Source organism: Enterobacter sp. MGH119 (genome assembly GCF_001037675.1).
Lineage (GTDB): Bacteria > Pseudomonadota > Gammaproteobacteria > Enterobacterales > Enterobacteriaceae > Enterobacter > Enterobacter hormaechei_C.
Genome location: NZ_KQ089929.1, coordinates 1,407,130 through 1,427,174, shown reverse-complemented (window position 1 = coordinate 1,427,174; position 20,045 = coordinate 1,407,130). Strand labels below are relative to the sequence as shown.

General features: G+C 52.8%; 22 protein-coding genes and 1 pseudogene. 22 read left to right on the top strand and 1 reads right to left on the bottom strand.

Translation table 11 applies throughout. From position 1 onward, the window contains the following. Window position 1: 1 nt before the first annotated feature. The 22 genes and pseudogenes from SK53_RS06710 (at window position 2) to SK53_RS06615 (ending at window position 18,459) form a co-directional block, all read left to right on the top strand. The gene (locus tag SK53_RS06710) at window positions 2–850 is read left to right on the top strand and encodes a head maturation protease, ClpP-related (protein ID WP_048208873.1); all 849 of its coding nucleotides are present in this window, start codon (window positions 2–4) and stop codon (window positions 848–850) included. A 9-nt stretch (window positions 851–859) separates the two neighbouring features. Further along, complete coding sequence (locus SK53_RS06705; protein ID WP_048208871.1) at window positions 860–2,071, top strand: phage major capsid protein; 1,212 nt, start codon at window positions 860–862, stop codon at window positions 2,069–2,071. A 42-nt stretch (window positions 2,072–2,113) separates the two neighbouring features. Next, the gene (locus tag SK53_RS06700; protein WP_032659093.1) at window positions 2,114–2,440 is read left to right on the top strand and encodes a head-tail connector protein; all 327 of its coding nucleotides are present in this window, start codon (window positions 2,114–2,116) and stop codon (window positions 2,438–2,440) included. 9 nt (window positions 2,441–2,449) lie between these two features. Continuing rightward, window positions 2,450–2,788: a phage head closure protein gene (locus SK53_RS06695; protein ID WP_048208869.1), complete on the top strand. Its 339-nt coding sequence runs from the start codon at window positions 2,450–2,452 to the stop codon at window positions 2,786–2,788. Then, window positions 2,785–3,234, top strand: coding sequence for an HK97-gp10 family putative phage morphogenesis protein (locus SK53_RS06690; RefSeq protein WP_048208867.1), 450 nt, complete (start codon window positions 2,785–2,787; stop codon window positions 3,232–3,234). The genes SK53_RS06695 and SK53_RS06690 overlap by 4 nt, the downstream gene beginning before the upstream one ends. After that, window positions 3,231–3,578 carry a tail completion protein gp17 gene (locus tag SK53_RS22580; protein ID WP_022648886.1) on the top strand — a complete coding sequence of 116 codons (348 nt, stop codon included), beginning with the start codon at window positions 3,231–3,233 and terminating at the stop codon, window positions 3,576–3,578. The genes SK53_RS06690 and SK53_RS22580 overlap by 4 nt, the downstream gene beginning before the upstream one ends. Window positions 3,579–3,637: 59 nt before the next feature. After that, window positions 3,638–4,057: pseudogene (locus SK53_RS06685) on the top strand (phage tail tube protein); the annotation flags it as partial. A 32-nt stretch (window positions 4,058–4,089) separates the two neighbouring features. Further along, window positions 4,090–4,473, top strand: a complete 384-nt coding sequence (locus tag SK53_RS06680) for a phage tail assembly chaperone (protein ID WP_001549114.1) — start codon at window positions 4,090–4,092, stop codon at window positions 4,471–4,473. An 8-nt stretch (window positions 4,474–4,481) separates the two neighbouring features. Then, window positions 4,482–4,760 (top strand): phage tail assembly protein T, encoded by a 279-nt coding sequence (locus tag SK53_RS06675; RefSeq protein ID WP_045332808.1) that lies wholly within the window; start codon window positions 4,482–4,484, stop codon window positions 4,758–4,760. Between the two features lie 120 nt (window positions 4,761–4,880). Next, window positions 4,881–5,117 carry a phage exclusion lipoprotein Cor gene (locus SK53_RS22575; protein WP_072052052.1) on the top strand — a complete coding sequence of 79 codons (237 nt, stop codon included), beginning with the start codon at window positions 4,881–4,883 and terminating at the stop codon, window positions 5,115–5,117. A 207-nt stretch (window positions 5,118–5,324) separates the two neighbouring features. Beyond that, on the top strand, window positions 5,325–8,816 hold the full coding sequence (locus tag SK53_RS06670; RefSeq protein WP_048208865.1) for a phage tail tape measure protein: 3,492 nt from the start codon (window positions 5,325–5,327) through the stop codon (window positions 8,814–8,816). A 2-nt stretch (window positions 8,817–8,818) separates the two neighbouring features. Then, entirely contained in the window at window positions 8,819–9,157 is a 339-nt protein-coding gene (locus SK53_RS06665) for a phage tail protein (protein ID WP_047731790.1), read from the top strand. After that, complete coding sequence (locus SK53_RS06660; protein ID WP_006809150.1) at window positions 9,154–9,912, top strand: phage minor tail protein L; 759 nt, start codon at window positions 9,154–9,156, stop codon at window positions 9,910–9,912. Before SK53_RS06665 ends, SK53_RS06660 begins: the two co-directional genes overlap by 4 nt. Before the next feature lie 2 nt (window positions 9,913–9,914). After that, window positions 9,915–10,625 (top strand): C40 family peptidase, encoded by a 711-nt coding sequence (locus SK53_RS06655; protein ID WP_048208861.1) that lies wholly within the window; start codon window positions 9,915–9,917, stop codon window positions 10,623–10,625. Beyond that, a complete protein-coding gene (locus SK53_RS06650) occupies window positions 10,625–11,212 on the top strand; it encodes a tail assembly protein (protein ID WP_032648711.1) in 588 nt (195 codons plus the stop codon). The genes SK53_RS06655 and SK53_RS06650 overlap by 1 nt, the downstream gene beginning before the upstream one ends. Window positions 11,213–11,264: 52 nt before the next feature. Continuing rightward, on the top strand, window positions 11,265–15,110 hold the full coding sequence (locus SK53_RS06645) for a TipJ family phage tail tip protein (RefSeq protein WP_048208859.1): 3,846 nt from the start codon (window positions 11,265–11,267) through the stop codon (window positions 15,108–15,110). 43 nt (window positions 15,111–15,153) lie between these two features. Then, window positions 15,154–15,468 (top strand): hypothetical protein, encoded by a 315-nt coding sequence (locus tag SK53_RS06640; RefSeq protein ID WP_045338908.1) that lies wholly within the window; start codon window positions 15,154–15,156, stop codon window positions 15,466–15,468. Beyond that, on the top strand, window positions 15,469–16,140 hold the full coding sequence (locus SK53_RS06635) for a hypothetical protein (protein WP_048208858.1): 672 nt from the start codon (window positions 15,469–15,471) through the stop codon (window positions 16,138–16,140). A gap of 107 nt (window positions 16,141–16,247) precedes the next feature. Next, entirely contained in the window at window positions 16,248–16,481 is a 234-nt protein-coding gene (locus SK53_RS06630; protein ID WP_017382566.1) for a phage exclusion lipoprotein Cor, read from the top strand. Between the two features lie 58 nt (window positions 16,482–16,539). After that, complete coding sequence (locus tag SK53_RS23570; RefSeq protein WP_048208856.1) at window positions 16,540–17,817, top strand: phage tail fiber protein; 1,278 nt, start codon at window positions 16,540–16,542, stop codon at window positions 17,815–17,817. A gap of 82 nt (window positions 17,818–17,899) precedes the next feature. Then, window positions 17,900–18,139, top strand: a complete 240-nt coding sequence (locus tag SK53_RS23890) for a hypothetical protein (protein ID WP_022650864.1) — start codon at window positions 17,900–17,902, stop codon at window positions 18,137–18,139. Then, the gene (locus tag SK53_RS06615; protein ID WP_022650865.1) at window positions 18,139–18,459 is read left to right on the top strand and encodes a hypothetical protein; all 321 of its coding nucleotides are present in this window, start codon (window positions 18,139–18,141) and stop codon (window positions 18,457–18,459) included. Before SK53_RS23890 ends, SK53_RS06615 begins: the two co-directional genes overlap by 1 nt. A gap of 262 nt (window positions 18,460–18,721) precedes the next feature. On the opposite strand, the gene SK53_RS06610 is transcribed toward SK53_RS06615, so the two are convergent. Beyond that, window positions 18,722–20,005, bottom strand: a complete 1,284-nt coding sequence (locus tag SK53_RS06610) for a YeaH/YhbH family protein (protein ID WP_023299884.1) — start codon at window positions 20,003–20,005, stop codon at window positions 18,722–18,724. Between the last annotated feature and the right edge of the window lie 40 nt (window positions 20,006–20,045).

Sequence of the window (20,045 nt, the reverse complement as noted above, 5' to 3'; positions counted from 1 at the left end):
GATGAGCAAAAAACAACTTCCGGTAGCACCGGCGGGTCGCCCCTGCGCGCGCGTTACCTGTGAAACATTACCGTCCGCACTGGACCGCTGGGACGGCGGGATCAAAGCTGCGGCCACCGACGACAACAGTATTTCTGTTTTTGATGTGATCGGGCAGGACTACTGGGGTGAAGGCGTAACAGCCAAACGTATCGCCGGTGCGCTACGGTCGATGAATGGCGCCGACGTCACGGTCAATATCAACTCCCCTGGCGGTGACATGTTTGAAGGCCTGGCCATCTACAACCTTCTGCGTGAATACGAAGGCCGTGTGACGGTGAAGGTGCTCGGTATTGCCGCCAGCGCCGCCTCGGTCATTGCGATGGCCGGGGATGATATTCAGATCGGTCGTGGTGCCTTCCTGATGATCCACAACTGCTGGGTCTACGCGATGGGTAACCGCCATGACTTTGCGGAACTGGCACAGTCTCTTGAGCCGTTCGATACCGCTATGGCAGACATCTACGCGGCGCGTTCCGGCCTTGATATGGCAGCCGTTCAGAAACTGATGGACGCCGAGAGTTATATCGGTGGCAGTGACGCTGTGGCGAAGGGACTGGCAGACAGCCTGCTTTCTGCTGATGCGGTCAGTGATGGCGATGAATCACCCGCGGCCGCGCTTCGCAAACTTGATGCGCTGCTGGCTAAAACCAACACCCCGCGCTCTGAGCGCAGAAAACTCATTAAAGCCTTATCTGGTGGCATGCCTGGCGCTGTCACCACCAACGACGGTACGCCGGGCGCTGCCGAAGAGATCAAACCTGAAACCCTCAATTCACTTGAAAGCGCTCTTGCGGCGTTAGTCAAATAAGGACCCTTTATGTCTGAAGTAAACGAAATTCTGAAAAAAGTCACTGCCAGCATTGAAGATGCAACCAGCAAATTCAACGCGAAAGCAGAAGAGGCACTGACCGAAGCGAAAAAGAATGGTCAGCTCTCAGCTCAGACCAAAGATGTTGTAGATAAAATGGCGTCAGAGCTCAACGCTCTTAAGGAAGCTGAAAAAACCCTTAAGGCCAGCCTTGGTGAGCTGGAACAGCATGTTGCCCAAATGCCTTTGAACAACGCTGCTAAAGTTACCGAAACTGTTGGACAGGTGGTGATTAATAGCGAGGCGTTGAAGGCCTTTGCCGCGAGCGTTGAAGGCAATAAGCGCGTAAGCGTCCCAGTTCACGCGGCCTTGCTTTCTACAGATGTTGCAGATGGCGTGGTTGAACCACAGCGACTGCCTGGAATCGACACTGCACCAAAACAGCGTCTCTTCATTCGTGATCTGATTGCGCCTGGCCGCACATCTTCACCGGCTATTTTCTGGGTGCAGCAAACGGGCTTTACCAATGCAGCGAAAGTCGTTGCAGAGGGGACTGCCAAACCTTACAGCGATATTGAATTCGCAACTAAAATCACGCCGGTGACAACCATCGCGCACATGTTTAAGGCATCCAAGCAGATCCTTGACGATTTCGCTCAACTCCAGTCTACGGTTGACGCTGAGATGCGTTACGGCCTGAAATATGTTGAGGAACAGGAAATCTTGTTCGGCGACGGAACTGGTGTGCACCTGCACGGCATCGTTCCTCAGGCCTCAGCATTCGACCCGGCATTTTCTGTTGAGAGCCAGAACGGGATTGATGATCTGCGCCTGGCAATGCTTCAGGCTCAACTGGCTCGATTCCCTGCATCTGGCCACGTCCTGCACTTCATCGACTGGGCGAAAATCGAGCTCACGAAAGACAGTATGGGCCGCTATATCCTGGCTAACCCGGCATCCCTGACTGGCCCTACGCTTTGGGGGCTTCCGGTGGTAGCAACTGAGGCAGCAGCTTTCCAGGGCAAATTCCTGACAGGCGCATTCAATGCCGCAGCTCAACTGTTCGATCGTGAAGATGCCAACGTGGTTATCTCCACCGAAAACGCCGACGACTTCGAGAAAAACATGATCTCCATTCGCTGCGAAGAACGTCTGGCGCTGGCTGTGAAACGCCCTGAGGCGTTCGTGTACGGTTCATTCAGCACCGGCGCGGGTAGCTGATAACTATTGCGGCCTTCGGGCCGCTTTTTTCGGGGCAAACAAATGCTTGATCAGAATGTGGTGAAACAGCATTGCCGCATTGATGCCGACTTTACGGGTGATGATGCTCTGCTGGAGATTTACACAGGTGCGGCGGCCCGGTACGTCCAGACATGGACACGGCGAACGCTCTATGAAAAGGAAAGCAGCCCTGGTTACGCTGACGATCCGGACCCGATACTGCTCAATGATGATGTTAAGGCAGCCATGCTACTGCTTATCGGTCACTGGTATGCAAACAGGGAAGCGGTAAACATCGGGAACATAACTTCAGCCGTACCTTTTGCTGTGGAAGCGCTATTGCAGCCATACCGCATTTATGGATTGTAGGGGGGGGGTATGCAGGCCGGAAGACTGAGAGACATGGTGGTTATTCAGAACATAACAACATCCAGAGACCCTTCTGGTCAGCCTGTTGAAACGTGGCATGACGGCGCGACTACATGGGCAGAAGTTAAAGGTATCAGCGGGCGTGAGCTTGTAGCGGCAGGTGCAGAAACGGCCGTAGCCACTATCAGGGTATGGACTCGATTTCGTAACGATATAACTGCTGCGTCAAGACTCAGGGTTGTGACTGGCCCGTTCAAGGGTGTCATTTTAAATATCATTGGTCCGCCAATCCCTGATTCTCGTGGTATTCAGCTCGAAATTCTTTGTAAGCAGGGGATCGAAAAATGATTGAGACGAGCCTCGATTTTTCCTGGTTAAATGACATCGCAAAGGATCTGGAGGCGCTTAGCCGCGCTGAAAACAATAAGGTTCTTCGTGATGCCACGCGCGCCGGCGCGGAAGTGCTTAAGGAAGAAGTGATCGCACGTGCACCGGTGCGCACCGGAAAACTGAAAAAAAACGTGGTGGTGGTGACCCAAAAAAGCCGCCGCCGCGGGGAGATTTCTTCCGGCGTCCATATTCGTGGCGTTAACCCGCGCACCGGCAACAGCGATAACACGATGAAGGCGAATAACCCGAGAAACGCCTTTTACTGGCGATTCGTTGAAATGGGAACTGCCAACATGCCGCCACATCCGTTTGTGCGACCCGCTTACGATACTCGCGAGGAAGAGGCCGCCAGCGTCGCCATTGCCAGGATGAATCAGGCTATTGATGAGGTATTGAGCAAGTGAATGAAGATAATATCTACGCCTTGCTTTCTTCCCTGGCAGAAGGACGGGTATACCCCTATGTTGCGCCATTAGGTAGTGACGGGAAACCGTCTGTCTCTCCACCCTGGATTATCTTTTCCATCGTCGATGATGTTTCCGCTGACGTACTGTGTGGCCAGGCAGAGAGCAGGGTTTCCGTTCAGGTCGATGTGTATTCCACTTCGATCGCTGAATCACGATCCCTGAGAGATTTGGTGCTCGCTTCGCTTGAGCCGTTAACCCCTACAGAGGTGGTAAAAATCCCCGGGTACGAGCCAGATTATCGGCTCTACCGTGCCACCCTGGATTTTAAAGTTACCCCCTGACAATTAATTCACCCAACGAACCCGCCTGATGGCGGGTTTTCTTTTTCCAGGAGACAGCTATGTCTGCACTTTATGAAAAATCGCAGCTGACGAAGATCCTTATTTCCTCCCTGCCAGCCACCAAAGAAACGATGGATTCCGCAACCTTCCTCGATCTGAGTTGCACCATCAAAGAAATTCAGTTCACCGGTGGTCAGAAGCAGGATATCGACGTAACAACACTTTGCTCTACCGAGCAGGAGAACATCAACGGCCTGCCTTCTCCGTCAGAAATCTCTCTGTCCGGCAACTTCTACAAGAATCCGGCGCAGGACGCCTTGCGTGAGGCCTATGACAACGATACGACCTACGCTTTCCAGGTTATCTTCCCGTCCGGCAAGGGCTTTAAGTTCCTGGCTGAAATCCGCCAGCACACCTGGTCTTCAGGTACCAACGGCGTAGTGGCGGCAACGTTCTCCCTGCGCCTGAAAGGTAAGCCTGAAAACATCGAGTCTGGCTCCTGAGAGGTCGCATGAAGAATATTAAAAATCTCGCCCTGGCTAAGATGTCGGGATTTCGTCATAAGACGGTCGCCGTTCCTGAGTGGGAAGGCGTCAAAGTGGTTCTCCGTGAGCCGTCTGGAGAAGCCTGGCTGCGCTGGCAGGAGGTGGTGAAAGCGGGTGCTGATGATGAAAATGTGTCGGTATCGGAAAAGGCACACCGTAATCTTTGCGCTGACGTGGTGCTCTTCATTGACGTCCTGTGCGACACCGATAAGCAACCGGTATTCAGCGTAGACGAAGAAGAGCAGGTGCGTGAAATCTACGGCCCCGTCCATTCACGCCTGCTCAAGCAGGCGCTTGACCTGATCAACAACGCGGACGAAGCGCGGGAAAAGTCTCAACCCCCGGCGTAAAGTTTCTGATGTCGCTTGCGCTCCGGATGGGGCGCACGCTCTCAGAGCTTCGGCAGAATATGACGGCAAGCGAGCTTCTGATGTGGATTGAGTTCGACAGGCAAAGTCCGGTTGGCGATATCCGTGGCGACATTCAGGCAGCCCAGCTCGTCTCTGCCATCTACGGCTCGCAGGGGGCAAAAGTACCGCTTGATGATGCGATCCTGCGCTGGGGGGGCGATGAGCAATCAGAACCGAAGGACCCGTTTGCAGGGCTTGAGGCTGCACTTACAGCTGCGACACAGTAAGAACATTCTTTTTGCTCTCTGGCTAAAGAAATTTGGTGATTACAATTCCAAGCCTGCTTTAACACGAGTTTAATCCAAAATAAATTGCTGTTAATCTGAGAAAAACTAAGAGGATGTGCAATGAAAAGATTTATTTTGGCTCTGGGTATCTCTAGCGTGCTTTCAGGTTGTGCCGGTCTGCTTGATAAACAGGACCCTATTTGTTCTGGTGTAGCCATGGTTGGCGGACAAGAAACAACAGTACAAATTTATGGCATTCGTAAGGTGGTTGAACAAACTCAGTATCGAGCTGGCTATCCGTTTAACTGGCAGTGGGTCGCATCCAATAATTTCAAATCCAATACTTGTTCAAAATGAGTTTGTCAGATACGAACTCCTAAGTTAGCATAATGTTGCTGCTGTGAATCCACCTATGCGGATGGGCGTACAGTCAAATTTCTCTGATGAGAAACGTAAACGAGATCGCGAGTTCTTTGACTGGAGGACTCACCGGGAGGCACCCGGCACAGCAGCAACAAATTAAACCTCGCTCCGGCGGGGTTTTTTTTCGCCTGGAGAAATGTGATGGCAACATTACGTGAATTGATTATTAAAATTTCCGCTAACTCGCAATCATTCCAGACGGAAATTTCCCGCGCCTCACGCATGGGGCAGGATTATTACCGAACCATGCAAAATGGTGGTCGTCAGGCCGCCGCTGCCGCCAGAGAGAGCGAAAGGGCATTATCTGATCTGACTGCCGGATTTGCATCGGCTGGAAGGGCTGCCGCCGCAGCTACGGCAGCTTTTGCAACGGGTAAAATTGTGCAGATTGCTGATGAGTGGAATTCCGTAAACGCTCGTCTTAAACAGGCATCATCTTCTGCTGATGATTTTGCTGCTTCACAGCGTCAGTTAATGGAAATCAGCCAAAGAACCGGCACGGCATTTTCAGATAACGCAAACCTTTTTTCCCGCGCAGCAGCCTCAATGCGCGAGTACGGTTATAGCTCTGACGAAGTTCTGAAAATTACCGAAGCTGTCTCTACCGGCCTTAAACTTTCTGGGGCTAACACTCAGGAGGCGAGTTCTGTTATCACTCAGTTCAGCCAGGCGCTCGCACAAGGCGTTCTTCGCGGTGAAGAATTTAATGCCGTTAACGAAGCCGGTGATCGGGTAATCCGCGCTCTGGCTGCGGGAATGGGTGTAGCCCGTAAAGACCTCAAGAGCATGGCTGACCAGGGACAGCTTACGATCGATAAGGTTGTCCCAGCTTTAATGAGCCAGTTAGGAGCATTGCAGGGCGAATTTGCCAGCATGCCACAAACGGTTTCCGGATCCCTTCAAAAAGTAACTAACTCATTCATGGCCTGGGTGGGCGGTGTAAACCAGGCAACCGGTGCTACTGATGCGTTGTCTGGCGGATTGGATAATGTTGCCCAGACGCTTGATTCTTTTACTTCATCAGCAGTGAGCGGCGCGCTGAATGACGTTGCTGACAATATGTCAACAATTACAACAGTCGCTGGGGCGCTTGTTGGTGTTGGGTTGGCAAGATACCTCAGCGGAGTTGTAACCAGCGCCAGTAGCGCAACAGGTGCGCTAATTTCAGCTGCGAAATCAGAGGTTGCCCTTGCTGTCGCGCAGGATAAAGCGGCTCAGTCTGCTGTTGCAGCTTCAAGGGCAGAAGTTTATCGAGCCCAGCAAGCTGTTCAAAGATCGCGAAGTGCAGATGTTCAGGCCGCTCAGCAAGAAAAAATTGCGGCAGCGGAAGCCAAAGTCACAGCAGCTCAAGCCAGGCTGACCACTGCTCTTGCAAGTGGCTCCGCCACAGAAAAAGTCAGGGCCAGAACTGCGCTTGAGCGTGCGCAGGCAGGGCTGGTGGCTGCAAAAAATGCCGATGCTCAGGCTATTGCTGAAAGACGACTGGCTTCTGCGGAGGCAGCCAGAGACAGGAATCTGGCAAATCGCGTCTCCACCCAGCGAAATCTCAACAATGTAACATCAGTTGGTACTCGCCTGATGAGTGGTGCACTTGGTCTCATCGGCGGAATACCGGGTTTGGTCATGTTGGGTGCTGGTGCCTGGTATGCGGTCTATCAAAATCAGGAGCAGGCCCGTCGTTCGGCGCAGGAATACGCCACCACGATTGATGAAGTCAGTAAAAAGTCGAAGGCAATGTCTTTGCCTGAAGCTTCAGACAATGCTGAGAAAACGCGCGCAGCATTGAATGAGCAGAACAGGCTGATAGATGAACAAAAGAGCAAGATAGAAAATCTGAAAGAGCAGATAGCTGGTTATCAGTCAGTGATCAGTAATCCCGGTCCAACGACCAGCGGTGGTTTCATGATTAACCACCTGACATCTTTGGATACCGTGACCCGTGGACTGGCTACAGCCACTGAACAGTTATCTGTTGAGCAGGAAAGGCTTGCCCAGATGCAGGAGAAATCTGCCTCTATCCAACAGGTTCTTGAAGGTCTTGAGCATCGGCGTGTGACGCTAATTCGGGAGGAGGCGGCGAATCAGAACCGGGCTTATCAATCACTTCTGTTGATGAATGGGCAGCACGATGAACTTAATCGATTACTCGGCCTGGGTAACCAACTCCTTATGGCGCGTCAGGGGCTGGCTAACGTCCCGCTCAGACTTCCTCAGGCCGACCTCGACAAAAAGCAAACCGATGCCCTCGAAAAGAGCCGCCGGGATCTGGAGTTGTCACGCCTGAAGGGTGAAGCAAAAGAGCGCCTGCGACTGAGTTATGCAGCCGATGACCTGGGGTTAACCAGTGATCCGCAATTCCAGACAGGCCGTCAGGAGTTGATTAATAACGGTCTTGCTGAATGGCGGAATAATGAGGCCAACAAACCTAAGGCGAAGGGCGGTAAAACCGAAGGCGAGAAAACCGAGGATGTGTATAAGCGCCTTATCAAGCAGCAAAAAGAGCAGATTGCCCTGCAAGGTCAGAATACTGAGCTGGCGAAGGTTAAATACCAGGTCAGCCAGGGGGAACTTGCTTCTCTGACGGAAGCCCAGAAAAAGACGGTATTGCAGAATGCTGCACTGATTGACCAGGTTAAATTGCGTGAGCAACTGCGAAATTACGAAGCCAACCTTGCCGACAGTAACGCCAGCGCCCGCGCGGCCAATGAAGCGCAACTGCTGGGATACGGGCAGGGAACCAGGTTCCGTGAAAGACTTCAGGAGCAGTTCAATCTGCGTAAGGAGTTTGAGCAGAAGAATACCGATCTTCTCCGCCAGCGTCAGGCTGGTGAAATCGACGAGACGTTCTATCAGCAGGGGCTGGCACTTAATAAGCGCTACCTCGAAGAGCGCCTGCGCGACCAGGAGGGATATTACGCAGCTTCTGATGCGCAGCGTGACGACTGGATGACGGGACTGTCTGAGGGTTATGCGAACTGGGTGGACGAAGCTACTGATTATTCTTCCATGGCCGCTGACGGCATGAAGCAGGCCATGGGTGGCGCGGTCACCACGATCACCGACATGCTCAATGGCAACGTTGACAGCTGGAAGGACTGGGGCGTGAGCGTACTGAAGATCATCCAGAACGTTCTGGTGAACATGGCTGTTGCTAATGGCGTCAGCTCAATTGGATCACTGTTCAGTTTTGGTGCCTCGTCAGCCGCAACCGCCAGCAGCGGTACCGCCATTCAGAATGCTGGCGCGAACTTCACATTTAATGCGAAGGGTAACGTTTACGACTCTCCGTCCCTGAGCGCTTACAGCAATGGCGTTTTCCAGACGCCTCAGCTGTTTGCTTTTGCCAAGGGTGCGGGGATTTTCGGCGAGGCAGGTCCTGAAGCCATTATGCCCCTCACGCGGGCACCTAATGGTGATCTTGCCGTTCGCGCAGTGGGGATGCCACAGGTCTCTGGCGGTGTGCCTTCAGTTAACTTCGGCGATATCAATATTCAGGGCGGATCTCCACAGGCGTCCAGTCAGGGTACTGCCGGAGCAGCAGGCAGGCAGCTTAAGGATGCCGTCACTGGTGTCATTAACGAACAGGCCAGCATGCCGGGCTCGCCTCTGTGGCGATTAATCAAGGGAGTTTAACCATGGCAGTCGAAACCTTCAGCTGGTGCCCAAAGGTTGCCTCTCAGGTTGATACAAATTTTCGTACCCGAAAGGCGCAGTTTGGCGATGGCTATACACAGGTGGCCGGGGACGGCATCAACCCGGTAACACCTCAGTGGAGCGTGAGCTTTACCGGCGACGAGGCTTACATTCAGGCCATTAAAAACTTTCTGAACAGACATGCAGGGTGGAAGTCATTTATCTGGAAGCCACCGCTTGAGCCTTCAGGTTTATGGCGCGCGGAATCCTTCCAGATATCTACCCACGGCAACAAAAAATACACCCTCAGCAGCACATTCATACAGGCATACCATCCATGAGTATTTCATCTGATGTCCAGAAACTGGAACCGGGTAAGCGCGTCCGCCTGATCGAGGTAGACGGCTCAGCGTTCGGTGCGGGTATTCTTCGCTTTCACAACGAGACAATCCCGCATACCGAGGCGGAAATCATCGCCGCAGGCGGCGACGAGTCAAAACTTGAGCCGAAGTCGGTGTGGTGGCAGGGGCAGGAGTATGGCGCGTGGCCGTATGAACTGACCGGCATATCTGTAAGCAGTGACGGCCAGAGTTCACGGCCGTCTCTCACCGTGGCAAACATCAGCGGTACGATTGGCGCGCTGTGCCGAAGGTTTCAGGGGATGGCTAAAGCAAAGGTGATCATCCATGACACCTTCGCCCACTACCTGGACGCAAGAAATTTTCCTGACGGGAACCCGACTGCGAATCCCAACGAGGAGCGCAAACAGGTTTATTACATCGACCGTAAATCAGGATCGGACGATGAAACCGTAGAGTTTGAGCTTTCCAGTCCAGCCGATCTGCGCGGGCAACTTATTCCGACCCGGCAAATTCAGCCAATGTGCACGTGGTGCATGCGGGGCTGGTACAAAACCGGGAACGGCTGCACCTACGCCGGGCAAAACGGCTGGTTCGATAAAGACGGCAACCGGGTGGACGATCCCTCACAGGATGTTTGCTCCGGACTGCTGTCAACGGGCTGCAAACCTCGTTTCGGAGAGAATGAGCAGCTGGATTATGGCGGGTTCCCTGGGGCTTCACTTCTGAGAGGATAATCATGCGCGAGAAAACAGTTAGCGCCATTCTGGCGCATGCCGCCGCATCCTTCCCCGAGGAGTGCTGTGGCGTGGTTATTCAGAAGGGGCGGGTGGAGAAATACATCCCCTGCAAAAATAATGCTGAGTCGCCGACTGAGCAATTTGAAATTAATCCTGAGGATTATTCGGCCGCCGAAGAGCAGGGCACTGTGGTGGCGATCGTCCACAGCCATCCCGGCGACGGGGCAACAACTCAGCCGAGCGAGCTCGACATGCTGATGTGTGATGCCACGGAACTGCCCTGGATTATTGCATCGTGGCCGGAGGGCGACATTCGCACCGTCATGCCTCGCGGAGACCGACCCCTCACAGGGCGCCAGTTTGTTCTCGGATATGCAGACTGCTGGTCTCTCATCATGGACTATTTCCGCATCGAACACGGCATTGAACTGCCCAACTACAGCGTAGATCGCCACTGGTGGGAGCAGGGTGAAAACCTCTATATGGACAACTGGCAGGAATGCGGTTTTCGTGAGTACGACGGTCCCGCTCAGCCAGGTGACATGGTTATCATGCAGGTTCAGTCTACCGTCCCGAACCATGCCGGGATTTTGCTTGATGGCAACATGCTACTGCATCACATGTATGGCCAGCTAAGCCAGCGTATTCCCTACGGTGGCTATTACCGTGACCGTACCATCAAAATTCTGCGTTATAAGGATTTGATGTAATGGAAAGAAAAACCGTTATCAAACTCAGCGGCTCAATGGCTCAGCGATTTGGCAGGACACATCGCCGCGCACTAACGTCGGCCAGCGAAGTGTTCAGGGCACTTTCTAACACCATTGACGGATTTGATGCCTACCTGCGAGAGACCAGAGCGAAAGGGCTGGACTTTGTCATCTTCCGAAACCAAATAAACATAGGCAAGGAAGAGTTTGATCTTCTTGGGCCTGGTGATGAGCTCCGTATTATCCCTGTCATACGCGGTAGTAAAAGGGCGGGGCTCTTTCAAATTGTTACTGCCGCCGCAATTGCGGCCTTTACCTGGTGGAACCCAATAGGATGGGCAGCAAGCACACAAATGGCACTATATGCCGCAGCTGGTTCTATGGCCGTTGGTGGTGTAGTGCAGATGCTCTCTCCTCAGGTTTCAGGTCTGCGAATGCGTCAGGAACCTGATAACAAACCCTCCTATGCGTTTGGTGGTCCCGTTAACACGACAGCATCTGGCAATCCCGTTCCCCTGCTTTATGGGCAACGGGAAATTGGCGGCGCCATTATATCCGCCGGGGTTTATGCAGAAGATCAGCAATAAACCAAACCACGTACTGCAAGCCACCTGACGGTGGCTTTTTTATGGACGCGATATGACGACGACAATCATCAAAGGCCGCGGTAAAGGTGGCAGCAATCAGACCCGAACACCCATTGAAGCACCGGACAGCATTCAGTCCATTGCAAGGGCAAAGGTGCTGATTGCGCTTGGAGAGGGTGAGTTCGCTGGCGGGCTTGATGGTAAAAACATTTTTCTTGGTGACTCATCTTCCTACACGCCTCTTCAGAACGCCGACGGAAGTTATAACTTCAATAATGTGAAATATGAGTTCCGTTCCGGTACTCAGGACCAGGACTACATTCAGGGCTTCCCCGGCATTGAAAACGAACTTCAGGTTTCATACGAGCTGAAACAGGCTGTGCCGTACGTGCGCGCGGTATCCAACACGCAGCTCTCTGCGCTGCGAATTCGCCTGGGATGGCCAACTCTTTTACTCCAGAAAAACAACGGTGATAAAGTCGGCACCCGCGTTGAGTATGCTATCGATCTGTCGGTCGATGGCGGGCCGTATGAAACGGTGGTTAACGGTGCTGTTGATGACAAAACCACGTCGCTTTATGAGCGCAGTCACCGCGTCAATCTTCCGAAAGCCTCGACTGGATGGCAGTTGCGGGTTCGCAGAATCACGCCGGATTCCACGAGCGTGAATATCGTCGACACCATGCGCGTTGTGGCCGTTACTGAAATTATTGACGCCAAACTTCGCTACGTTAACACAGCGCTGCTGTATGTTGAGTTTGACGCAAAGCAGTTCCCTAATGGCATTCCTCAGGTTGTGTGCAATCCGAAAGGGCGAATCATCCGTGTACCTGATACTTATGATCCCGAAACCCGCACTTATTCTGGTACATGGGAGGGCGTATTTAAATGGGCGTGGACGGATAACCCTGCCTGGATTTATTACGACATCATTCTGAACGAGCGCTTCGGGCTGGGTCAAAGAATCGATGCGACTCAGATAGACAAATGGGAACTTTATCGCATCGCCCAGTATTGCGATCAACTGGTACCAGACGGCAAGGGCGGCAGCGGGACGGAGCCTCGTTTTCGTTGCAACGTTTATATCCAGGACCGTAATGACGCCTGGACCGTACTTCGTGATCTGGCGGGTATATTTCGCGGCATGACGTACTGGGGTGACAATAAGATGTATGTCCTGGCTGATATGCCCCGCGATGTGTGGCATATCTATAACCACGCCAGCGTTGTTGAGGGTAAATTTACCTTTGCGGACCCGAGTGAAACCACCCGAAACACTGCCGCGCTGGTGAACTGGTCTGACCCAGCTAACCACTACAAAGACACGCCTGAGCCTATTTACGATAACGATCTGGCCATGCGCTTCGATTATCGTCAGCTCGAAATGACTGCGATCGGCTGCACCAGGCAGTCAGAGGCAAACCGGCGGGGGCGCTGGGCGCTGCTTACCAACGGTATCGGCGAGGTGGTGACCTTCAGCACGGGCATGGACGTTCCCCCTGTTGGTGAGGTGATCGGCGTGGCTGCTAACGAGCTGGCCGGAAGAACTATCGGCGGCAGGGTGAGCGCGGTTAACGGCCGCAACATAACCCTCGATCGCGCTGCTGATGTGAAAGCCGGTAACAGGCTGTTTTTGAATCTTCCATCAGGCACAGCTCAGGCCAGAACCGTCCAGGCCGTTAACGGAAACACAGTCACTGTCACCACACCCTACAGCGAAACGCCGGAGGCTGAATGTAACTGGGGCGTGGACTCTGACGATCTGTTTATAGCGCTTTTCCGTGTTACGGGAACGCGGGACAACAACGACGGAACTTTCGAGGTCACCGGGACGACTTACAACCCTGATATCTATTCCGCTGTTGATACCGGCGCAAGACTGGACGAGCGGCCAGTCAGTGTCATTCCACCGGGGGTTCAGGCTCCCCCAGGAAATATTGTCGTAGACAGTTACTCTACGGTTAACCAGAACATTGCGATTACCACCATGCGCGTTGCCTGGGATTCTGTTCAGGGTGCAGTTGCGTACGAGGCGGAATGGCGGCGTGACAGCGGCAACTGGGTAAGCGTTCCCCGAACGTCTTCTCTCGGCTTTGAAGTACAGGGTATCTACTCGGGTCGCTATCTGGTCCGCGTCAGGGCGGTGAACGCCAGCGACGTTTCATCAGTCTGGGCGACATCATCAGAAGTGAATCTTACGGGTAAAGTGGGCAATCCGCCGAAACCGGTCGGCTTCATCGCTTCCGATAATGTGGTATTCGGTATCGAGCTGAGCTGGGGATTCCCGGCGAACACCGACGACACGCTGAAGACGGAAATTCAGTACAGCCTGACCGGTACCGAAGACGATGCGATGTTGCTTGCCGATGTGCCTTACCCGCAGCGCAAATATCAGCAGATGGGCCTTAAAGCGGGGCAGATTTTCTGGTATCGCGCGCAGCTGGTGGACCGCAGCGGCAACGAATCAGGTTACACAGAATGGGTGCGCGGGCAGGCCAGCATTGATGTATCCGATATCACCGATGCGATCCTGGAGGAGATTAAAGATTCCGAGGTATTTAAGGATCTGATTGAAAGTGCTGTAGACAGTAACGAGAAACTGGCCGAGCTTTCTGATGCAATTAAGGAGAACGCCGATGGGCTGGCTGCCGCCGTAGGTTCGAATAAGCAGACAGCAGAAGCAATCATCGGCAACGCGCTGGCTATTGCCGATGTTATCGTGCGCCAGACAGCCCAACAGGGCGCTAACTCTGCGACATTCGAACAGCTCCGGGAGGTGATCGCTACTGAAACGGAGGCGCGCGTAACGGATGTTACCCGTCTTGAGGCAAAAACTTCGCAGAACGAGGCGGGAGTTACCGAGGTAAGGCAGGCTCTGTCAGATGAAGCTCAGGCAAGGGCTACTGCTGTTGATCAGCTCACTGCGAGCACTCAGGTCATTTCTGATAAAGCTGATTCGGCTTCGAGTAAAGCTGACGCTGCATCAGGTAAGGCAGATGCGGCTGAACAAGCCAGCTCACAAAACACTGCTGATATCACCACGTTGCGACAAGTTGTCACAGACACGACTTCATCAATGGCATCCCGCCTGGAGGAGCTGGGAGCAAGAACCGATACTGCCAGCGGCGGCATCCAGAATAACGCTATCGCGCTAATAACGAGTACGCTGGCGCAGGTTGATCAGCGGGTGAGACTGAGCGCGCAGTACGGTGACAGCAAGGCCGGCATCGATCGTATTGATAACGTCATGGCAAGCGACAGGGAGGCAACAGCACGTTCGCTGCTGAGCTTGCAGGCTGACGTGAACGGCAATAAAGCATCCATCAACAGCCTGAACCAGACGTTCTCCGATTACCAGCAGGCCACGGCCACGCAGATAAACGGAATCACGGCGACCATCAACGGACATACCTCAGCCATTACCACTAACGCTCAGGCCATAGCGAACGTTAACGGTGACCTGAAGGCGATGTACAGCATCAAGGTTGCCGTGGATGCGAACGGAAAACAGTATGCTGCTGGTATGGGGATTGGTGTTGAGAATACTCCATCGGGCATGCAGTCGCAGGTGCTGTTCCTGGCGGATCGCCTCGCCGTCATGGCGCAGGCGGGGGGAGCGGTTACACTGCCGTTCGTTATCCAGAACGGGCAGGTGTTTATCCGGGAAACCTTCATTCAGGACGGCACCATCGGCAACGCCAAGATTGGCAACTACATCCAGTCCAATAACTATGTCGCTGGCTCAGTCGGATGGAGGCTGGATAAGGGAGGTACGTTTGAGAACTACGGTTCGACAGCTGGTGAGGGGGCCATGAAACAGACAAACCAGACAATCAGCGTGCGGGACTCCAGGAATGTGTTGAGGGTGCAGATCGGGAGAATCACGGGAACATGGTAACGGGAGGCCTCTTACGGGGCCTCTTTTTTTTCAGGAGGACTGGATGGCGGAATATGGTGTTCAGACATGGGACGCCTCAGGCAATGTAAATAACTATGGCGTTAAGCCTGTCAGCGTTTGTGGCTATCTCCAGCTGGCCCAGAACCAGAAAACAGGCTCTTACTCCGTAGCGCTTCCACCGGGTTGCAGGCTAACCTGTTTTCAGGTCATGAACGGCGATCAGTTTGGTACGAGTCGGAGGAAGATCACCATTTCGGGGGGAACAGCAACAGTGTCAGCAGCAGGCGATACCGACTACTCAGCAGGGACTGAGCCTGCGGCAGCGGCTTATCTCATTTTCCAGATCGAGAGGGCATAAATGGCGGAGTATGGCGTTTTACTGACGACCACGAGCGGGGAAGTATGGGTGACCGCTAACAGCTCGCCAATCGCTCTTCAGGCGCGAAAGACAGCGGCACTTCAGGGAACATCGGGGTTCAATACCAAAGTGACGCACACATTCCCCGCAGGTCAGCCTGTTGTCGCCTTCGTTCATTGCACGGTTGAGGTCGAAATAACTCAGACGATAAGCGGGAACACCATCACGATTGATTTTCTCAGACCGAATGCAACCGGCACAGCGTACGTTTATTTTTTCTCTATTTTCCCGCAGACAAAGCCAGACTACGGGCTGGCTGTGTGGGATGCATCAGGGACGCTGATTTTAACAAACGAAACGCGCACGCTGAGCGATGTTGTCACCCTCGGTACCGCCGGGGTGGATGCCAGCTCAGGATACAACATCAATACAACTCTGGCGGGGAAGTGGGCCTGCATGCCTGCCATGCTGGGGCTAATTACCGGGGTTGTATCGGCTGGCGGTCAACCGCAGCCATACTCGGCTATATACAAGAGCTTGGCAAAACTTGAGGGAAGCAATACGCGGATATTCGCCAGGCCGCAGACAACCCCCGGTGGCAACCTTCAGAACGTTACGTATTCGAATCTGAGAAACGTGATTATGGCCATTAACTGCGCCAATTATGATTGATCGTTTTGAACGATCAATTTCGAATAATTGATCTACCAAATCAATTATATCCCGTTGATTCATATTGTTATTGTGTAGCTTCATGAATGCCCTGGGATATAACCACTATGAAAAATATGATTCTTTGCCTGGCGGTAGCGGTATTGCTCTCCGGTTGCGCTGGCGTTATTGAGAAACAGCAACCCGTATGCACCGGAACAGCCCTGGTCGGCGGACAGGAAAGCAGCGTCCAGATCTACGGAGTCCGTAAACAAAACAATCAGACGCAGTACCGCGCCGGTTATCCCTTTAACTGGTCATGGGTGAGCGCCAACACGTTCACCAGCACCACCTGTCACTAACCCATTCAGTTTTGAACAAACCCCGCTCCGGCGGGGTTTTTTATTGCCTGGAGAAAACATGATTTATACTACTGGCACTATCGCCATCAGCGGAAACACCCTTACAGGTACCGGCACAAACTTCACTGCTGCTGGATCTCTTATTCGTAACGGATGTACCGTTATTGCAATGACCAGCCCTGTGCAGGTATTTCAGATTACCACCATTGGCAGCGCAACAAGTCTCACCGTAACACCAGCGGCTAACCCAGCAGTTCCCGCCGGAACCCGATTTGCCATTCTTCTGAGTGACAGTCTGAGCGTGGATGGTCTGGCGCAGGATATCGCTGAAACCTTCACGATGTATCAGCGCTACATGAGCGGGTTCGCTGATGTAATGAACGGGACATCTGATGTCACCATAACTATCAATGGCACTGCCGTTACCGTACCGGGTCAAAAATCGCTGGCGAAGAAAGGTGCAAACAAAGACATTACCAGCCTGAACGGATTAACAACTCCTCTCAGCATCGCTCAGGGCGGTACGGGAGAGAGCACAGCTAATGGCGCGCTAACAGCACTTGGTGCTCTTAGTCTTAGCGGTGGTACGTTAACAAATGCCCTGAATATCGCCGGTATTGCCGGTAACCCTTACGCTTTCACCGTTGAAGGACTTTCAACTGTTGGTAGTGTATGGGCTCATACGGTGATGGTTAACGGTACTCCTCGCTTCAGGGCAGGTGTTGCAGGCATTGGTGGTGCCGTCTCTTACCAAATCGCAGGAAGAAATAATGGCACCGATGCATTCTCAACAATGCTGTCTGTGAAGCCAGGCTCAGTTGTTTACACTTCTGAAAATACCACTAAAGCCTCCGATGGCACGCTGAAAGCAGCTTCGCCGGTGGCCAGAATCGTGAAATCTCAGAACGAGAATCAGCGCACAGATATTGATGAAAATGATTTTATCTGGTGCGGATGCGGTACGGCTAATGCTGAGGCGGAGGGAATCAAAATTTCCCGGCTAGATGTAGGTATCTATTTGCTGACTGGTTCGGCAGGGCTGGCATCAGAAGGCTGGCAGCTGCTGCCGCCAATGGACCCGGGTGGAATGGGAGAACTTGGTGTAGTTGAAGCTGAGCAGACAGAAAGCGGTGGGCTGACGATTCGGCTTTTTAAGCGGAAATACATACTCAACGAAGAAGGCGAAATTGTTAAAACGAAAGGGGCTCCTATAGATGTTCCTGCCAATAGCTGGATCGACGTTCGCCTCGATATGCCAGAGGATAGCATCTGGAAAACAAGAGCTTCCGAAGCTTCTCTTGAACTGACAGAGCAGCCTGAGGACATTCAGCCTTAAAAATTAATAGGCGAACCCAAATTGATCTGCATTCCATTTGAAACTACTGTATATAAACACAGCAATAAAGGGAGTGCAGATTATGCCCCGAATTTCAGATATTCAGGCCGCCTTTATTGCGGCCATAGAGCTTAACCCAAAGGGCTACCGCTACCTGAGAACAGACAGCTTTATAGAAAAGTTGCGTGGTTTTAACTGGCACTTCACCCGAGCCGACGCCAATGCATGGATAGAGCGCAATCAGCCAGGCTTCGCTGACAAGACGACAGACGGTAGCGATAACCGGTACTGGATCCTGAGAAACATGGGGAGGGTCCTCTGATGGGATTTGCATCACCTGCTACCGATTACGTCGAACGCCAACTTTCTCCATCCGTTCTGTGCAACATAGGGGCCGAAAGCAGGGTGCTTGAAACAGATGTTGGGTTTGCAGTCATTGAGCCAGCCACGAAAAAAAGGCCAGGAGATGTATTGTTAATTTTGTGCGACGGCCACACGCAGTTTGCAAAACTGATGGGTAAGTCATTGATCACGGATGATGGCGAGGCAATAGAAGGAACCGCTCTGGAAGAGGTGGAAGTGTTGGGCAGAGTGACGTTCTTCATCAATCGTGCATTAGATGATGATTGCCCTGCAATATAGATAAAGTTCCCCATGCTTCACTGACGAATAACCAGCCATAAGCGGCTGGTTTTTTTGTGTGGTTTTGGTCGGCACGATAGGATTTTTCCTCCATCGCATGATGGCCATCCTTAAAGCTCAAAGGAAGTTTTGCATTATCACTTCTTCAAAATCGCACTCCCCAAAATAAAAGCTAAGCGAATGAAAAATATAGTGAAAATTAAGAATGGAAATGCAATAAAATCAGCCAGAAAAACATGGTTAACTGGCTGATTAATAACATTTAATTGGAGGTTGTAGAACTCTGCTTCTGGAACAGTTCCCGGAAGACCGGATAGATGTCATCCTGGTCACGAATGTGCTGCATCGCAAAGTTATCAAACATCGCTTGCAGATGCTCATACTCACGCCATAGCGTCTGGTGGGCGCGACGGGTAATTTCAATGTAGCTGTAGTAACGCACCACCGGCAGGATCTTCTTCGCCAGAATTTCATGACACAGCGGCGAGTCATCCGCCCAGTTATCGCCATCCGATGCCTGCGCGGCGTAGATGTTCCACTGCGCCGGATCGTAGCGCTCCTTCACTACCTCATCCATCAGCTTCAGGGCGCTCGACACGATGGTGCCACCGGTCTCCTGCGAGTAGAAGAACTCATGTTCATCCACCTCTTTCGCCTGAGTGTGATGGCGGATGTAGACCACCTCCACGTTCTTATACGTTCTGCTCAGGAACAGATAGAGCAGAATATAAAAACGCTTAGCCATATCCTTGGTGGCCTGATCCATTGAACCTGACACGTCCATCAGGCAGAACATCACCGCCTGGCTGGAAGGCTCAGGGCGTTTTTCGTAGTTCTTGTAGCGCAGGTCGAACGTGTCGATAAACGGCACCCGGTCGATCTTCGCCCGCAGTTCGGCAATCTCTTTTCGCAGGCGCTCCTCTTCCAGCAGTTGCGCCGGTTCCGTGTTTTCCACTACTTTCAGGCTGGTTTCCAGCTCGCGCAGTTCGCGCCGTTTGCCTGCCGTCATCGCCGTGCGTCGCGCCAGCGAGTTTTGCAGTGAACGCACCACGCTGATGTTGGCGGGCACCCCATTTGCGGTATAGCCCGCACGATGGGTTTTGTATTCGTTGAGTTGACGGTGCTGATTCTTTCTCAGATTCGGCAGGGCCAGATCCTCAAACAGCAGATCGAGATATTCGTCTTTTGAAATCTGGAAGACAAACTCATCCTGGCCTTCTCCGTCCTGGCTGGCTTGCCCCTGACCGCTGCCAGAACCGCCGCCTCCGCCCTGGGGTCGCTCGATTCTGTCATTCTGGACGAAGTGGTCATTACCTGGGTGTACACGATGGCGAAGGCCGCCACGCCCCTGATGAAACATCGGTTCGCTGATGTCATCGTTGGGGATGGAGACGGATTCGCCGCTGTCGACGTCGGTCACCGAGCGTTTGTTGATGGCCTCGGAGATCGACTGTTTAATTTGCGCTTTATAACGGCGCAAGAAGCGCTGGCGATTCACCGTGCTCTTGTTTTTGCCGTTAAGACGCCGGTCAATAAACCAGGTCATATATCCCCCGTACTGCATTTGCCAACTTGCAGCGTCCGTA

Bases quoted from the DNA above. Each gene is read 5' to 3' on its own strand.
- SK53_RS23890 (WP_022650864.1), top strand. From the start codon at position 17,900: ATGCCCCGAATTTCAGATATTCAGGCCGCCTTTATTGCGGCCATAGAG.
- SK53_RS06645 (WP_048208859.1), top strand. From the start codon at position 11,265: ATGACGACGACAATCATCAAAGGCCGCGGTAAAGGTGGCAGCAATCAG.
- SK53_RS06615 (WP_022650865.1), top strand. From the start codon at position 18,139: ATGGGATTTGCATCACCTGCTACCGATTACGTCGAACGCCAACTTTCT.
- SK53_RS06660 (WP_006809150.1), top strand. From the start codon at position 9,154: ATGAGTATTTCATCTGATGTCCAGAAACTGGAACCGGGTAAGCGCGTC.
- SK53_RS06695 (WP_048208869.1), top strand. From the start codon at position 2,450: ATGCAGGCCGGAAGACTGAGAGACATGGTGGTTATTCAGAACATAACA.
- SK53_RS06635 (WP_048208858.1), top strand. From the start codon at position 15,469: ATGGCGGAGTATGGCGTTTTACTGACGACCACGAGCGGGGAAGTATGG.
- SK53_RS06670 (WP_048208865.1), top strand. From the start codon at position 5,325: ATGGCAACATTACGTGAATTGATTATTAAAATTTCCGCTAACTCGCAA.
- SK53_RS06700 (WP_032659093.1), top strand. From the start codon at position 2,114: ATGCTTGATCAGAATGTGGTGAAACAGCATTGCCGCATTGATGCCGAC.
- SK53_RS06690 (WP_048208867.1), top strand. From the start codon at position 2,785: ATGATTGAGACGAGCCTCGATTTTTCCTGGTTAAATGACATCGCAAAG.
- SK53_RS06640 (WP_045338908.1), top strand. From the start codon at position 15,154: ATGGCGGAATATGGTGTTCAGACATGGGACGCCTCAGGCAATGTAAAT.
- SK53_RS06655 (WP_048208861.1), top strand. From the start codon at position 9,915: ATGCGCGAGAAAACAGTTAGCGCCATTCTGGCGCATGCCGCCGCATCC.
- SK53_RS06705 (WP_048208871.1), top strand. From the start codon at position 860: ATGTCTGAAGTAAACGAAATTCTGAAAAAAGTCACTGCCAGCATTGAA.
- SK53_RS06650 (WP_032648711.1), top strand. From the start codon at position 10,625: ATGGAAAGAAAAACCGTTATCAAACTCAGCGGCTCAATGGCTCAGCGA.
- SK53_RS06630 (WP_017382566.1), top strand. From the start codon at position 16,248: ATGAAAAATATGATTCTTTGCCTGGCGGTAGCGGTATTGCTCTCCGGT.
- SK53_RS06675 (WP_045332808.1), top strand. From the start codon at position 4,482: ATGTCGCTTGCGCTCCGGATGGGGCGCACGCTCTCAGAGCTTCGGCAG.
- SK53_RS23570 (WP_048208856.1), top strand. From the start codon at position 16,540: ATGATTTATACTACTGGCACTATCGCCATCAGCGGAAACACCCTTACA.
- SK53_RS06610 (WP_023299884.1), bottom strand. From the start codon at position 20,005: ATGACCTGGTTTATTGACCGGCGTCTTAACGGCAAAAACAAGAGCACG.
- SK53_RS06710 (WP_048208873.1), top strand. From the start codon at position 2: ATGAGCAAAAAACAACTTCCGGTAGCACCGGCGGGTCGCCCCTGCGCG.
- SK53_RS06665 (WP_047731790.1), top strand. From the start codon at position 8,819: ATGGCAGTCGAAACCTTCAGCTGGTGCCCAAAGGTTGCCTCTCAGGTT.
- SK53_RS22575 (WP_072052052.1), top strand. From the start codon at position 4,881: ATGAAAAGATTTATTTTGGCTCTGGGTATCTCTAGCGTGCTTTCAGGT.
- SK53_RS06680 (WP_001549114.1), top strand. From the start codon at position 4,090: ATGAAGAATATTAAAAATCTCGCCCTGGCTAAGATGTCGGGATTTCGT.